Origin of the sequence: Euryhalocaulis caribicus, assembly GCF_000412185.1 — a bacterium.
In the GTDB taxonomy this organism is placed as follows: Bacteria; Pseudomonadota; Alphaproteobacteria; order Caulobacterales; family Maricaulaceae; genus Euryhalocaulis; species Euryhalocaulis caribicus.
Genome location: NZ_ASJA01000006.1, coordinates 119,457 through 132,895 on the forward strand (window position 1 = coordinate 119,457; position 13,439 = coordinate 132,895).

Below are 13,439 nucleotides of genomic sequence, written 5' to 3' on the forward strand. Positions count from 1 at the left end.
AGGGATGCGGGCGGAAAAACATCCGGACGAGGAAAAACGGCTGGCGGCGTTGCGGCGCTATGGCGTGCTGGACACGCCGCGCGAGGCGGAATTCGATCATGTCGTGGACGTGGTCGCGCGTATCTGTGGCGCGCCCATGGCGGTCATCAACCTGATCGACGAGACCCGGCAATGGTTCAAGGCCGAAGTCGGGCTGGGCGTGCGGGAGCTGCCGCTGGACGATTCCATCTGCGCGCACGCCATCCTGCAGCCGGGCCTGTTTCTGGTCGAGGACACGCTGAAGGATGACCGGTTCAAGGATAACCCGTTATGCAAGGGGGAGCCGCATCTGCGCTTCTATGCCGGGGCGCTGCTGGAGACGCAGGACGGCGAGCCGCTGGGCACGGTGTGCGTGCTGGACCATGAGCCGCGCACGCTGACGCAGGACCAGCAGGATTTCCTGAAGCTGATGGCGCATCAGGTCATGCGGCAGCTGGAGCTGCGCCGGGCGGTCAGCATGCTGGAGGAGACGCTGGCGGAAAAGAACGTGCTGATCAGTGAGATCGATCACCGCGTGAAAAATTCGCTGCAGCTTATCCAGACGATTTTGCGGATGCAGGCCTCGCGCGCGCCAAACGAGGAACACCGCGCCTTGCTGGACGTGGCGCAGGCGCGGGTTTCCGCCGTGGCGCATGTTCACAACCAGCTGCATCAGAGCGGCGATTTCCGCGAAATCGACATGCAGGTCTTCATCGAACGGCTTTGCCGAGAATTGCAGGAAACCGCGCCCAAAGACGTGACGCTGGAAGTTCAGGCCGAACCGTTGAAACTGGACGCCCGGCGGGCCGGGTCCGTGGGTCTGGTGATCAACGAACTGGTCACAAACGCCTTCAAATACGCCTACGGAAACGCGGCCGGGGGCGTGACCGCCGTGACGCTGGAATCTGCGCCGGGCGGCCAGGTCCGGCTTGTCATTTCCGATGATGGCGCTGGCATGAGCGGCGAAGAAGAAGCGCAGGAGAGCCCGGTTTCCGGTCTGGGCACGCGGCTGGTCACGGCGCTGGTCAGCGGGCTGGACGGCGAGGTGAGGGAAATGGAGGTTTCGCGGGGACTTTCACTGGAAATCCTGTTTCCGCTTGAGACCGATCAGGCCGACTAGATATTTCAGAACGGGCGCCGGCTCTTGAGCGCGGCCGCCAATGTTCCGTCATCCAGATAATCCAGCTCCCCGCCCATCGGCACGCCGCGGGCGATGGAGGTGACCGACACGCCGAGGGCCTGCAGGCGGTCGGTGATGTAGTGGGCGGTGGTGGCGCCATCGACCGTCATGGACAGCGCCAGGATGACTTCCGAAATACCGCCATTGCGGGCGCGTTTGATCAGCCGGGCGATATTGAGATCCTCCGGGCGGACGCCGTCCAGCGCCGACAGGGCGCCGCCGAGGACGTGATAGCGGCCCTTATAGGCGGAGGCGCGCTCCAGCGCCCAGAGGTCGCCGACCTGTTCCACGACGCAGATCAGGGAATCCTCGCGCTTGGGGCTGGCGCAGATGGCGCAGGGGTCGCGGGCGTCGATATTGCCGCAATTGGAGCAGATCTTGATCTTGTCCGCGGCGTCGGCCATCGCCTCGGCCAGCGGGACCATCAGGACGTCGCGCTTGCGGATAAGCTGCAGCGCGGCGCGCCGGGCCGAGCGGGGACCCAGACCGGGGAGCTTGGCCAGCAGCGCGATCAGTCGCTCGATTTCGGGACCGGCGGCGGAATCAGCCATTAACGCGCGGTCAGAACGGCGATTTTCCGCCGAACATGCCGGCGAGGCCGCCCATGCCCCCCATGCCGCCCATCGCGCCCTGCATGGCTTTCTGGGCTTCCTGTTCGGCCTTGGCCTTGGCGTCGTTGATGGCGGCGGTGACGAGGTCTTCGAGGATCTCGACCTCCTCAGGATTCATCAGTTCGGGGTCGATGGTGACGCGGCGCGCCTCGGCCTTGCCGTTGAAGGTGACGGTGACGGCGCCGCCGCCGGAGGAGCCGGTAACCTCGATCTCCTCGAGCTGGCTCTGGGCGTCCTGCATCTTCTTCTGCATTTCCTGCGCCTGTTTCATGACGCTCATCATGTCTTTCATCGGTCTTCGCCGTCCTTGTTTTCGCGGTTCTCTCCGAACGGGGCGGTCAATACATTGGTGCGCGGGCGGATCGCCACAAGCCTGGCGTCCGGGAAGGCGCCCAGAAGGGTCTGCGCGGCGGGGGAGGCCAGCGCGGCGTCGCGCTCCGCCTTTTCGCGGCGTTTGCGGATTTCGCCCAGCGTATCGCCGCCTTCGGCGTCCTTGTCGGCCACCACGACCCAGGCGCGGCCCGTCAGCTCCTGCAGCTTGCGCGACATGCGCTGGGCGAGGTCATAGGGCGCGCCCTCGATCGGCTGGAACACGACCTTGCCGGGCTGGAAGCTGATCGGCTTTGCGCAGCGCTCGATATCGAATTTCAGGTGCAGGTCGCGGGCCTCGCCGATCAGCTCCACCGCCTCGGCCAGCGTGTTGGGCGCGGGCGGCAGGTCATTGCCGTCATCGACCTCCTCAGGCTGCATCTGCAGGCGGGCCACGGGCTGATCGCCGCCGCCGGAGGTCTGGCCGGAGCGCGTTTCGGACCCGCGCGCCTCTGCGCCGCCGGAGCCCGAAGGCGGCGGCGGGGGCGGGGCCGAAGCGCCGGAGGCTTCGCCCGCCAGCCGGCGCGCCGCTTCCTCGGGCGAGGGCAGGCCGGCGGCGACGGCGAGGCGCAGAATGGTCATCTCGGCCGCTGCCAGCGGGTCGGGCGCGATGCGCGCTTCCTCATGCCCCTTCAAGAGGACCTGCCAGATGCGCGAGAGCTGGCCCTGGCTGAGCTTGCCGGCGAGGTCTTTCAGGCGGGCCGCGTGATCGGGCGCGGCGTCGAAATCCGCCTCATCGCCCAGCGCGGCGGCGCGGGAGAGTTCATGCGAATAATCCAGCATGTCGCGCAATATGGTCAGCGGGTCGGCGCCGTAGCTGTATTGTTCGTGAATCTCTTTAGAGGCGGCGGCTGCGTCGCCCCGCGCGGCGGCCTCGAACAGGTCCAGCACGCGGGCGCGGTCGGCCAGGCCCAGCATGTCGCGCACGGCAGCCGCATCCACCTCCTGCCCTTCGTCGGCCTGCACGATGGCCTGGTCGAGCAGGGAGAGGGCGTCGCGGACCGAGCCTTCGGCAGCGCGGGCGATCAGGCGCAGGCCGTCCTCGCCGACATTGGCGTTCTCCTTCCCGCAGACGCCCTGAAGGTGGGCGACCAGCGTGGGGGAGTCGACGCGCTTGAGGTCGAAACGCTGACAGCGGGAAAGGACGGTGACCGGGACCTTGCGGATCTCGGTGGTCGCGAAGACGAATTTCACGTGGGGCGGAGGCTCCTCCAGCGTCTTCAACAGGGCGTTGAAGGAGTGGCCGGAGAGCATGTGGACCTCGTCCACGATATAGACCTTGTAGCGCGCCTGAACCGGGGCGTAGCGCACGCCGTCCAGAAGCTCGCGCATTTCGTCGACGCCGGTGTGGGAGGCGGCGTCCATCTCGATCACGTCCGGGTGGCGGGAGGTCATGATCGCTTCGCAATGCCGGCCCGGCGGATGCAGGTCGATCTGCGGCTCGTGAACCTCGTCCGTCTCGTAATTGAGGGCGCGGGCGAGCAGGCGGGCGGTGGTCGTCTTGCCGATGCCGCGAACGCCGGTGAGCATGTAGGCGTGGGCGATGCGGCCGGCGCCGAAGGCGTTGCGCAGCGTGCGCACCATCGCGTCCTGGCCGATCATGTCCTCGAAACTGGCGGGGCGGTATTTGCGGGCCAGCACCTGATAGTCCCGCGCAGCCTGTTGCGGCGCGGGGTCCAGGCCCATGTCGAGGGTGGCGTCGTCCCTGACGGACTCCGTTTCCGGCGAGTCGTCCATAGGCCCAGTCTTAATGGAGGCGGACGGCGCGGGCGAGTCGGCGGCGCTGCTTAAACTGTGGGGAAAACGGAAGACCGGACAGCGACCCGGAGAAATCTCGTTACGGCTGCTTCCTTCCGGACCTGACCGGGTTGGCGAGGACTCCGTCCGCCGCCGATCTTCCTGAAAGGGTATATCGCGTTTCAGGGCTTCGCGTGCAAGGCGCCGCCTCAGGAAGTTTCCATGGGGGCGGCGCCGGACGCAGTTCCGCGCCGGGAGAGGGGCCCGGCGCGGAACCTTCTGCGGCTTGACGGCGGGGGCTGTTCAGTCGCCGCCGGCCCTTGCCAGCTTGATACGCGAGGCGGCGTAACGCTGGCGGTCCTCCTGCGCGATACGGACGGTGGGGTTGCCGCTGGCCCCGTGATGCGCCCACAGGCGGTCATGGTCGACATCCTCGACCGCGGCCTGCACGGCGAAAGCGCGGCAATGGTTCAGCGCCTTGTATTCCTCCAGCCCGCGCATGCCTTGCCCGTCACAGGCGCTCCATGCGGCTTTCTCGATCTTGCCGTAGAAGCCGCCCACGGCGGCGTCACTGGCCAGATCATTGTCGGAATAGGTCAGCGTGACCTCACCCGCCTGAGCGGCGCCCGCAAGGGCGAAAAGGGCGGCGGCGGTAGCGACGAAAACGGTTTTCATTGTTCTAAGGCTCCTGTCCTTGAGCGGTCCCACGCAGCGGACCCTTCTTCAGCGGTCCGCAATCGACAGGAGGCATGATGCGGCGCGCCAGCTTGCCGCAGGCTGTGCCCGGGGTGAGATTTTCGTCACCCGGCCGTCAGTTTGTGTCCGGCGGATGAAGCGGCGGACAGGCCGGGGACAGGAACCGGCCATGCCCGGACATGACTGCGCCCCCGCCGGGGGGAGGATCCAGCGGGGGCGCAGGGTTTAACGCGAGCCTCGAGAGAGGCGCGTCAGGCGGCTTTAGAACTTGCGAACATAGGAAATGGTCGCGGAGTCGGCGTCGCCATTGTCGAACTCGTAACGGGTATATTCGGCCCGCACGCCGTTCTTGCCGGCGAACATCCACTCGGCGCCGCCGCCAGCGGCAAAGCCGAGATCGCCGCCATCCTCGATGCCCGGAACGCTTTCGCCTTGCTGATCAACCGCGGCGTCGATGTCGATGGAGGCATCGACCACGCCGGCGCGCGCGAACACGTCAAAGGTCGGGGTGACGGGGTAGGACGCCTTGGCGAAGGCGCCGACCTGGTGGTTCAGGTCAGCGTCAGCCTGACCGGTCACCGGGTTGCCGTCTTCGTTCTCGAAGTCGAAATTGCCGATGCTGTCATCGCTGAGGCCAATGCTGCCTTCGGCCTCAAGGGCGAAGAACTCGTTGAACTCATAGCCGCCGCGCAGGGTGGCGGCGTCAAAGTCCGGGCCGTCGAAGTCCAGATCGCCATCGGTGGAGTCGCCCAGGGCGAAGTAGGAGTAACCCAGATTGCCGTAGAAGCCTTTATTGTCGTCATTGGTCTGGGCATGGGCAGCGCCACTCATCAGGGCGACGCCGGCGGCGGTTAGCAGAACGGTCTTGAACATTGTTGTCAGTCCTTTTTTGTCCGGGGGTTTTAAAGACCCCTTCTCTCAACGCGCCGGACTTGGGATTCCGTCTCCCCTGACGTAAGGGGGGCAGGTGCAATTCCAGCGCGGGCGTGACAGCGCGCAGGTCCGAAAAGGTGTTCCATGCCGTCAGCAGATATCCTTGCCTTTACGCAGTCGCCGCTGGACCGGGGCGGCAACAACCGTACCGATGAAAGCTGGATCGCGGAGCAGGCGGAATCCCCGCAGGCGCGGGCGATCCTGTACTGGCGGGGGCAACCTTTTGTGGATTCCGGGCAACTGGTCTGGATCAAGGGCGCCGCGCTGGACTGGCTGCCCGTGGAAGGGCCGCTGATATTTCTGGGGTTGCAGGACGGCGCGCCGCGACTCGCCGCCATGCTGGACCCCGATATCGAGGCGCCGGATCCGGGCGTTGCGGGTGAATTCATGGACCTGCGGATGGGCGCGGCGAGCCTGAGCGCCGACGAGGCGGGGATCGCCGGTCACGCGCGGTCGCTGATCGAGTGGCGGGGGCGTCACCAGCATTGCGCCGTCTGCGGCGCGCGCACCCGGCAGGCCGAAGGCGGCGGCAAGCGCGTGTGCACCCAATGCGAGGCGGAGCATTTTCCGCGCGTCGATCCGGTGGCGATCATGTGGATCACCGAAGGCGGGCGGGCGCTGCTGGGGCGTCAGGGCTATTGGCCGGAGGGGATTTATTCTGCGCTGGCGGGCTTCATAGAGCCGGGCGAGACCATAGAGGACGCCTGCCGCCGGGAAACGATGGAAGAGGCGGGCGTGGAGCTGGGCGCGGTGCGCTATGTCGAGAGCCAGCCCTGGCCCTTTCCCTCATCGCTGATGATCGGATTGCACGCGGACGCCCGGAGCGTCGAAATCAAGATTGACGCCAAGGAACTTGAAGATGCGCGCTGGTACAGCCGTGAAGAGGTCGCCGCCGCGCTGGAAGGGCGCAGCGAAACCCTGGTCATGCCGCCCAGCGCCGCGATTGCGCGCCGGCTGGCCGAACGCTGGATCGCCGGAGAACTCGGCTAGGCTTGCGAGGCGTCGTCCGGGATGCCCGCCCCGTCCCATGAAAACTGGCCAAACTTTTTGTCCAGCGCCGTGCCGGTGATGTGATTGACGTAGTTGGACAGGGTCTTGTGGGCGACGCCCAGCACCACTTCCAGCACGTTTTCCCGGGTAAAGCCCGCCTCGATGAAGGCCGCGACCTCCTCTTCCGGCGCCCAGCCGCGCTCGCGGATGACGGTTTCGGTGAAGACGCGCAGGGTTTCCAGCCGATCGTCCGCGATGGGGTCGCCTTCCCGGATTGCCTCGATGACGGCGTCATCGACCCGGCCGGACTTTGCCATGCCGGTATGGGCGGCGACACAATAATGGCACTCATTCTCCGCCGCGGCCGCCAGCCAGACGACATGGCGTTCCGCCGTGGAGAGGGACGAACCGGCGAAGATTTCCGTCATCTGCAGATAGGCTTTCAGTGCGGCGGGCGACTCCGCCAGATTGCCATAGAGATTGGGAACGAAGCCCAGCTTGTCCTTTTGCGCTTTCAACAGGTCGCGCGCGCCTTCGGGCGCTGTTTCGGGCGTATGGGTCTTGAACCGGGTCATGGGGCGGGTCTCCAGTCTGTTCGCTGTCCGTCGGGCGCTAGATGGAACGAAAAACGCCGCGCCCCAAGGGCGCGGCGCTGCACGAAAGCATGATTGGCGCGCTTACTGGCTGAGGCGCAGCTCCGTGATCTCGTTGACGATGGTCTCGAACGTCTCTTCCAGGTCACCGGGATTGGGCGACAGGAAGTAGCGATTTGAGCCGCTGGCGCAGTCCTCCATCAGGTCCTCGATGTCGTCGTCGTTCACGTCGAAGGCGATCGTGAAAACGGTGATCCCGGCCGCCTTGGCGTTCTCGCAGGTCTGCGCCGTGCGGGAATCCATTTCCTGACGAATTTCATTGGTGGTGTCAGGATTGGTCAGGAAACGCGGGTTTTCCTGCCGCGCATAGCCATAGGGCGAATAAATCGACTTGTTATGGTTTTTGCCCCCCTGAGCCGTGATGTTGTTGGCGCCGTCAGTCAACAGGATCAGGAATTTCTTCGTTTCCCGATCATCATAAGACGCGCCCTCCGTGAAAGGCGGCGTCGGGGACAGGGCGCGCCAGCCCCAGGCCACGCCTTCATGGATATTGGTGTTGCCGTTGGCGTCCATCGCCTCAATGGCGCTGCGGATTTCGCTGAAACGCTCTGTCAGCGGTTGAATCGGTTTGGCGAGACAACCAGCATTCGGGCCTTCATCGCTGCCGGCGTTGTAATCGCTGAGCCGGTATTTCGGCGCATAGAGTTGGCCTGTTTCCAGGTCGGATCTTCTGCCGTTATTATAATCGCCGTTGTCGTACCAATCGTTGCCATCGTCATCCCAGTCACCGCCGTTATCATCATCATCGTCATCGTCGTCGGCGGTGTAGATGCGGCAAAGCAGCAAGGCCCAACCTGACAGTCCAGCGCAAGGGTCGTCGGGTTTGTCGTCTTCCGGCTCTTCCCAGTCGATGAGATAGTTGTTCGGATAATAGTCGCTGCTGCCCGACTTGAGATCCGGCTCATCCGGCGCGAAATAAATCTGGAAAAGCGTTTCCGGGATGGCGTTGTTCGGCGGCGTGTCGTTCACATCCAGCGGATAGGGCCGGGTTTCGACACAGCCGCCCCATTGCTGGCCGATCTGTTGCAGCGCGGTGAAGCGATTCAGGTTTCTGTCGAAGATTTCAGTGTGCTGATCCGCGCGCGCTTCCTTGTCCAGCCAGGCCGCAAGGGTCGCATCGTTGAAATTGTCCGGGCCGACATTGATGGCCGCCGTGAAGGGGACCAGTCCGATCTTGGTGGTGCCGGGCTTGGCTTCGGTCGAGGTCAGCGTATCGACCAGCGTGCGCGCGGAGCGTTTCAGGGAGGTCAGCTTGGAGCCGCGCATGGAGCCGGAATTATCCAGCACCATGACGACCTCGACCTTGTGCGCGCCGCGGGTGGCCTGGGACATGGTGGAGACCGAGCGGTCATCCATCCCGAAGCCGGACAGGAACATCAGGTCAGCGGGAGATTCGCCGGTAACAGTGATGGAGTCATCGGCGCGTACAACCTGCAGGTTCTGAATTTCGCCGTCGAAATTGGCGTTGGCGAAGCGTGTCGCGGTTTCGATCACGTCCGCTTCGGAGCTGTTATACGGCATTTTCGCCGCCGCCAGCGCGGCCGCGTCCAGCGCGGACTGAAGGGCGGAGCGTTTGCCGTGCATGCCCGACAGGTCGACAGCCGCCCCGACCAGCAGGATCACGGGCAGGATCGAAAGGGCGAAAATGATCGCGGTATTGCCGCGCTCGTCGCCGGATATGCGTCTGAAGAATCGAATAAGTCCGGACATAGCGGTCCCCAGTGTTCGGGGCGTGAATGTAGGCCGGAGCTTTTAAATAGAGATTTATAGACGCGGTTAGCGCGCGATTAACGACATCGGAGAATCACAAGCGTTCCAGAAACTTGCGGAGGCGCTGCATGTCCTTGGGCAGTTCCGTCTCGAAGCGCAAATTCTCGCCCGTGACCGGGTGGATGAAGCCCAGAATGGCCGCGTGCAGGGCCTGGCGGCGGAAATCCTGCAGCACTTCGCCCTGCGGGGTGGCGATCTTCTTCAGCGTCGCCTGACGGCCATATGTGCCATCGCCCAGAATCGGGCAACCGATATGGGTCATGTGAACGCGAATCTGGTGCGTGCGCCCGGTTTCCAGCCGGCATTCCACCTCGCAGGCCGCGGGCGTGCCGGCGGGCGCGCCCGGTTCCTGCCCGAAAGTCGCCAGCGTGCGGTAATTGGTGACGGCGGCCTTGCCGTGTTCGGAGTCCGGGCTGCGGACGACCGCCATTTTCTTGCGGTCGTGCGGAGAGCGGGCGATGCGCGTCTCGATCCGGCCCTCGCGCGGTTTGGGCGCGGTGCGGGCCAGCGCGATATAGGCGCGCTCCACGCTGTGGGCGGCGAATTGCTCGCTGAGGCCCTGATGGGCGGCGTCGGACTTTGCGACCACCAGAACGCCGGAGGTGTTCTTGTCCAGACGGTGGACGATGCCCGGGCGCTGCACGCCGCCAATGCCGGACAGGGAGTCCGCGCAGTGGTGGAGCAGGGCGTTGACCAGCGTGCCCGACCACGCGCCCGGGGCCGGGTGGACGGTAAGGCCGGGGCGCTTGTTGACGACGATCAGCTCATCGTCTTCGAACAGGATGTCCAGCGGGATGTCTTCGGGTTTGGGTTCGGCTTCCGCCGGGCCCGGGATGGAGAGAGCGTATTCGCCCACGCGCACCTTGGCGGAGGGGTCGGTCATCGCCGCGCCGTCCAGCGAGAGCTGGCCGTCCTCGATCAGCGCCTTGCAGCGCGTGCGGGAAAGATCCTCGAAAGTTTCGGCCAGCCAGCGGTCGATGCGCTCGCCCGCGTCCTCGTCCGTGGCGTTTAGCCGCCTGATCTCCACTTCGCCTGTCATGAAACATCGCTTAACCTGCCCTGACGCCGCGTCAAAGCGCTGACACATGCCGGACCTACAAAGCGCCGCGCCAAAAGGGGGAAACACGATGACCAAGCTGGACCTGACACGCCGCAGCCTGATGGGGATTTTGGCCGGGGGCGCGGCCCTGCCCGCCGGGGCGCGGGCGCAATCGGAAGAGACCGCGGCTTTTACGCATGGCGTGGCCTCCGGCGATCCGCAGGCCGACCGGGTGATCCTGTGGACGCGCGCGGTTCCGCCGGGCGGCGGCGCGACGGCGGTGCGCTGGGAAGTGGCGCGCGATGCGGAGATGGCGAACGTGGTGCGCCGCGGCGCGGCGGAAACCGGGCCGGGGCGTGATTTCTGCGTGAAGATTGACGCGGACGGGTTGTCGCCGGGCCAGACCTATTTCTATCGCTTCCGGGCGGGGGACAATGTCTCCCCCGTCGGGCGCACGCGCACCCTGCCGGGGGCGGACGCGGGGCAGGCGAAACTGGCGGCGGTTTCCTGCTCCAATTTTCCGGCGGGTTATTTCAATGTCTACCGGGTGGTGGCCGAGCGCGACGACCTCGACGCCGTGGTGCATCTGGGCGACTACATCTACGAATACGCAGCCGGGGGCTACGCCACCGAATGGGGCATGGAAAACGGGCGGGGGCCGGACCCCGCGCACGAGATTGTCAGCCTGGACGACTACCGCACGCGCTACGCTCAGTATCGCGGCGACGCGGACCTGCAGGCGGCGCACGCGGCGCATCCCTTTATCTGCGTCTGGGACGATCACGAGACGGCCAATGACAGCTGGTCCGGCGGCGCGGAGAACCATAATAAGGGCGAGGGCGCATGGGACGCCCGCAAGCGCGCCGCGGTGCAGGCCTATATGGAATGGATGCCGATCCGGGAGCCGGAAGCGGGCCGGGCGCGCGAGGCGATCTGGCGCAGCTTCGATTTCGGGCAGGCGGCCAGCCTGGTGATGCTGGAAACGCGGCTGACCGCGCGGTCGGCGCAGGCCAGTTTTTCGGAGGGGCTGACCTATCCGGAAATGGCGTTCGACGTGTCCGGGGCGGAACCGGTGATGGCCGATGCGGGGGCGGACGGGCCGGGCATCGAGCGGCTGCCGGCGCTGGTGGAGCGCACGCGGGACGGCTGGCGGGAGATCACCGGCTATCGGGAGCTGAAGCGGCTGTCGGAACGGCGCAAGCTGCCGCGCAATGTGAAGCGGCGGCCGGACGTGGCGGCCTTCATGGCGGAGACCAATGCGGCGGACCGCGAATTGATGGGCGCAGCGCAGCTGGATTTCGTGGCGGGAGAGATGGAGCGGTCGCGCCGCGCCGGCGTGGCGTGGCAGGCGCTGGGCAATCAGGTGATCATGGCGCGGGTGCGCGGGCCGCGCTACGCGCAGGACCTGCCCTGGTGGTACAGGGCGATGATGAATCGCGGGCAGGGGGCGGAGGCGAACATGGCCTTCCTGGAACGCTCGCACTGGGAATTGCCGATGAATCTGGACGCCTGGGACGGTTATGGCGCCGAGCGGGAGCGCCTGTATGACGCGGCGCGCGATGCGGGCGCGAACCTGGCGGCGCTGACCGGCGACACGCACGCCTTCTGGGCCAATGACCTGACCGACGCGGCCGGGGGGCGGCGCGGGGTGGAGTTCGGCGTGACCAGCGTTTCCAGCCCCGGCATGTATTCCGATTATCAGGCGCCGTTCGTGGATTTCGGCAAGATGGTCGAAGACGCCGCCGAGGATGTTCAGCACATGAACTGGAAAGACCGCGGCTGCTTGATCCTGACCTTCACGCGGGACAGCTCCAGCGGGGAGTATGTCCGCGTTTCAACCATCGAAAGCCGGACGTTCAATCGCGAAACCTATGCGGTGTGGGGCGCGGAGCCGGGCGGGAAGATCGCCCGGGGCTGACGCGCCGCCGCGCCATATTCTGGCCCCGCGGGACGGGGTAGCTTTCACCCATGCCGCTGCTTTCCCCGCCGCCCCGCCTGTTGCTGGAGACCGACGCCCGCCTGAGCGCGTGGGCGGCGGAGCGAAAACTCACGGCCTGGGGCTATGAGTTTGTCCGGTTCGGCGTGAAACAGGCCTGGGCCTGCCTGTTTGGCGGAGCGATGCTGGCGCTGATCCTGGGGACTTACTGGCTGTATCCGCAGGACGCGGCGCTGGCGCGCTATGACTTTCTGGTGCTGGGGGCGCTGGCGCTGCAATTGCTGCTGATCGCCACGCGGCTGGAGACGCTGGACGAGGCGAAAGTCATCCTGGTGTTCCATGTGGCCGGGACCGCGATGGAGATATTCAAGGTTTCGCAGGGGTCATGGATCTATCCGGAGTCCAGCGTGCTGCGGCTGGCCGGGGTGCCGCTGTTTTCCGGCTTCATGTACGCCGCGGTCGGCAGCTATCTGGCGCGCGCCTGGCGGCTGTTCGACATGCATTTCAGCCATTATCCGCCCTTCTGGACGACGCTGGTCCTAGCCGCGGCGGCTTATGTGAATTTCTTCAGCCATCATTTCCTGCCTGATATCCGCTGGCTGCTGTTCGCCGCGGCGGCGGTCCTCTATGGCCGGTGCTGGGTATATTTTCATCCGGCGGCGAAGGCACGGAAGATGCCGTTGCTGCTGGGCTTCCTGCTGGTGTCGCTGTTCATCTGGCTGGCGGAGAATATCGGCACGTTCGGCGCGGCGTGGCGCTATCCCGACCAGATGGCGGGATGGACGGTGGTGCCGGTCGCCAAGCTGGGCTCCTGGTTCCTGCTGATGCTTCTCAGCTTCGTTCTGGTTTCGGCCGTGAACCGGCGAAGCCGGCGCGCTGTGTTGCAGAAGTCACAATAGAGTCGCGCATTTGTCACGCGCGCGTCGCCAAATCATTTCAACAGGCTTGGGCGAAAACCCGAGGATCGGGCATCGACGGGGATTGGCCGATGATTTTCGCGCACGCGCCTGCCGGCTATCTGCTTTCACGGTTCGTGAGGCCGCGCCGCGGTCCCGCCTGGGCGTTCATGCTGGGGGGCGTGACGCCGGATTTCGACGTTCCCTATTTCGTACTGTTCGGCCCGCCGGTGGCCACGCATCACTATTATTCGCCGCTGCACTGGCCGCTGACCTGGCTGGCGCTGGGCGTGGCGTTGCTGGTTCTGGCGAAGCGGGCGGGACCGGCGGCGCAGCTGACCCTGCGGGCGCTGCTGGCGGGGATCGCGCTGCATCTGTGCCTGGATACGGTGACGTGGAATATCTACTGGGCCGCGCCGTTCGACTTCACGCCGCTGAAGCTGACCGACCCGACACAGGTCGCGCGCGCCTGGCCTTGGAATTTCCTGACCCACTGGACGATGCTTCTGGAGGCGGGAATTTGTGCGGCGGCGGCCTGGATGTTTGCAAGCGAACGCAAAGGTTCCGCCGGATCCGTTAGCGCGCGGTCACGCGCTGTCGCTTCACCCTGA

13 protein-coding genes and 1 other RNA gene are annotated in these 13,439 nt (G+C 65.6%); 5 read left to right on the forward strand and 9 right to left on the reverse strand.

All coding sequences use genetic code 11. The annotated features are described in order from the left end of the window. Positions 1-4 precede the first annotated feature (4 nt). Positions 5-1,138: a histidine kinase dimerization/phosphoacceptor domain -containing protein gene (locus L338_RS06990; RefSeq protein WP_022697654.1), complete on the forward strand. Its 1,134-nt coding sequence runs from the start codon at positions 5-7 to the stop codon at positions 1,136-1,138. Between the two features lie 5 nt (positions 1,139-1,143). On the opposite strand, the gene recR is transcribed toward L338_RS06990, so the two are convergent. The 6 genes from recR to L338_RS07015 all read right to left on the reverse strand — a co-directional run bounded on the left by recR (position 1,144) and on the right by L338_RS07015 (position 5,484). After that, complete coding sequence (gene recR / locus L338_RS06995; protein ID WP_022697655.1) at positions 1,144-1,749, reverse strand: recombination mediator RecR; 606 nt, start codon at positions 1,747-1,749, stop codon at positions 1,144-1,146. A gap of 10 nt (positions 1,750-1,759) precedes the next feature. Beyond that, positions 1,760-2,101, reverse strand: a complete 342-nt coding sequence (locus L338_RS07000; protein ID WP_022697656.1) for a YbaB/EbfC family nucleoid-associated protein — start codon at positions 2,099-2,101, stop codon at positions 1,760-1,762. Continuing rightward, positions 2,098-3,915, reverse strand: a complete 1,818-nt coding sequence (locus L338_RS07005) for a DNA polymerase III subunit gamma/tau (protein WP_022697657.1) — start codon at positions 3,913-3,915, stop codon at positions 2,098-2,100. Before L338_RS07005 ends, L338_RS07000 begins: the two co-directional genes overlap by 4 nt. Positions 3,916-3,980: 65 nt before the next feature. Further along, an RNA gene (ffs, locus tag L338_RS16985) (signal recognition particle sRNA small type) lies at positions 3,981-4,078 on the reverse strand. Between the two features lie 140 nt (positions 4,079-4,218). After that, the gene (locus L338_RS07010; RefSeq protein ID WP_022697658.1) at positions 4,219-4,590 is read right to left on the reverse strand and encodes a UrcA family protein; all 372 of its coding nucleotides are present in this window, start codon (positions 4,588-4,590) and stop codon (positions 4,219-4,221) included. Between the two features lie 282 nt (positions 4,591-4,872). Beyond that, positions 4,873-5,484 carry an outer membrane beta-barrel protein gene (locus L338_RS07015; protein ID WP_022697659.1) on the reverse strand — a complete coding sequence of 204 codons (612 nt, stop codon included), beginning with the start codon at positions 5,482-5,484 and terminating at the stop codon, positions 4,873-4,875. A gap of 144 nt (positions 5,485-5,628) precedes the next feature. Between L338_RS07015 and nudC the strand changes: the two genes are divergently transcribed. Next, positions 5,629-6,534 (forward strand): NAD(+) diphosphatase, encoded by a 906-nt coding sequence (gene nudC / locus L338_RS07020; RefSeq protein WP_022697660.1) that lies wholly within the window; start codon positions 5,629-5,631, stop codon positions 6,532-6,534. Here the strand turns inward: nudC and L338_RS07025 are convergent. The 3 genes from L338_RS07025 to L338_RS07035 all read right to left on the reverse strand — a co-directional run bounded on the left by L338_RS07025 (position 6,531) and on the right by L338_RS07035 (position 9,996). Then, positions 6,531-7,109 (reverse strand): carboxymuconolactone decarboxylase family protein, encoded by a 579-nt coding sequence (locus L338_RS07025; RefSeq protein WP_022697661.1) that lies wholly within the window; start codon positions 7,107-7,109, stop codon positions 6,531-6,533. The genes nudC and L338_RS07025 overlap by 4 nt on opposite strands. 102 nt (positions 7,110-7,211) lie before the next feature. Further along, a complete protein-coding gene (locus tag L338_RS07030) occupies positions 7,212-8,897 on the reverse strand; it encodes a vWA domain-containing protein (RefSeq protein WP_022697662.1) in 1,686 nt (561 codons plus the stop codon). A 94-nt stretch (positions 8,898-8,991) separates the two neighbouring features. Next, positions 8,992-9,996 (reverse strand): RluA family pseudouridine synthase, encoded by a 1,005-nt coding sequence (locus L338_RS07035; RefSeq protein ID WP_022697663.1) that lies wholly within the window; start codon positions 9,994-9,996, stop codon positions 8,992-8,994. 88 nt (positions 9,997-10,084) lie between these two features. Here L338_RS07035 and L338_RS07040 point away from each other — a divergent pair, with 88 nt between their 5' ends. The 3 genes from L338_RS07040 to L338_RS07050 all read left to right on the forward strand — a co-directional run bounded on the left by L338_RS07040 (position 10,085) and on the right by L338_RS07050 (position 13,439). Beyond that, on the forward strand, positions 10,085-11,914 hold the full coding sequence (locus L338_RS07040) for an alkaline phosphatase D family protein (RefSeq protein WP_022697664.1): 1,830 nt from the start codon (positions 10,085-10,087) through the stop codon (positions 11,912-11,914). Positions 11,915-11,964: 50 nt separating this feature from the next. Next, on the forward strand, positions 11,965-12,831 hold the full coding sequence (locus tag L338_RS07045; RefSeq protein WP_022697665.1) for a DUF817 domain-containing protein: 867 nt from the start codon (positions 11,965-11,967) through the stop codon (positions 12,829-12,831). 89 nt (positions 12,832-12,920) lie between these two features. Beyond that, positions 12,921-13,439, forward strand: a complete 519-nt coding sequence (locus L338_RS07050; protein ID WP_022697666.1) for a metal-dependent hydrolase — start codon at positions 12,921-12,923, stop codon at positions 13,437-13,439.

What these genes read in the sequence shown, in the direction of transcription:
- L338_RS06990 (WP_022697654.1), top strand. Translation starts at nt 5, where the DNA reads ATGCGGGCGGAAAAACATCCGGACGAGGAAAAACGGCTGGCGGCGTTG.
- recR (WP_022697655.1), bottom strand. Translation starts at nt 1,749, where the DNA reads ATGGCTGATTCCGCCGCCGGTCCCGAAATCGAGCGACTGATCGCGCTG.
- L338_RS07000 (WP_022697656.1), bottom strand. Translation starts at nt 2,101, where the DNA reads ATGAAAGACATGATGAGCGTCATGAAACAGGCGCAGGAAATGCAGAAG.
- L338_RS07005 (WP_022697657.1), bottom strand. Translation starts at nt 3,915, where the DNA reads ATGGACGACTCGCCGGAAACGGAGTCCGTCAGGGACGACGCCACCCTC.
- L338_RS07010 (WP_022697658.1), bottom strand. Translation starts at nt 4,590, where the DNA reads ATGAAAACCGTTTTCGTCGCTACCGCCGCCGCCCTTTTCGCCCTTGCG.
- L338_RS07015 (WP_022697659.1), bottom strand. Translation starts at nt 5,484, where the DNA reads ATGTTCAAGACCGTTCTGCTAACCGCCGCCGGCGTCGCCCTGATGAGT.
- nudC (WP_022697660.1), top strand. Translation starts at nt 5,629, where the DNA reads ATGCCGTCAGCAGATATCCTTGCCTTTACGCAGTCGCCGCTGGACCGG.
- L338_RS07025 (WP_022697661.1), bottom strand. Translation starts at nt 7,109, where the DNA reads ATGACCCGGTTCAAGACCCATACGCCCGAAACAGCGCCCGAAGGCGCG.
- L338_RS07030 (WP_022697662.1), bottom strand. Translation starts at nt 8,897, where the DNA reads ATGTCCGGACTTATTCGATTCTTCAGACGCATATCCGGCGACGAGCGC.
- L338_RS07035 (WP_022697663.1), bottom strand. Translation starts at nt 9,996, where the DNA reads ATGACAGGCGAAGTGGAGATCAGGCGGCTAAACGCCACGGACGAGGAC.
- L338_RS07040 (WP_022697664.1), top strand. Translation starts at nt 10,085, where the DNA reads ATGACCAAGCTGGACCTGACACGCCGCAGCCTGATGGGGATTTTGGCC.
- L338_RS07045 (WP_022697665.1), top strand. Translation starts at nt 11,965, where the DNA reads ATGCCGCTGCTTTCCCCGCCGCCCCGCCTGTTGCTGGAGACCGACGCC.
- L338_RS07050 (WP_022697666.1), top strand. Translation starts at nt 12,921, where the DNA reads ATGATTTTCGCGCACGCGCCTGCCGGCTATCTGCTTTCACGGTTCGTG.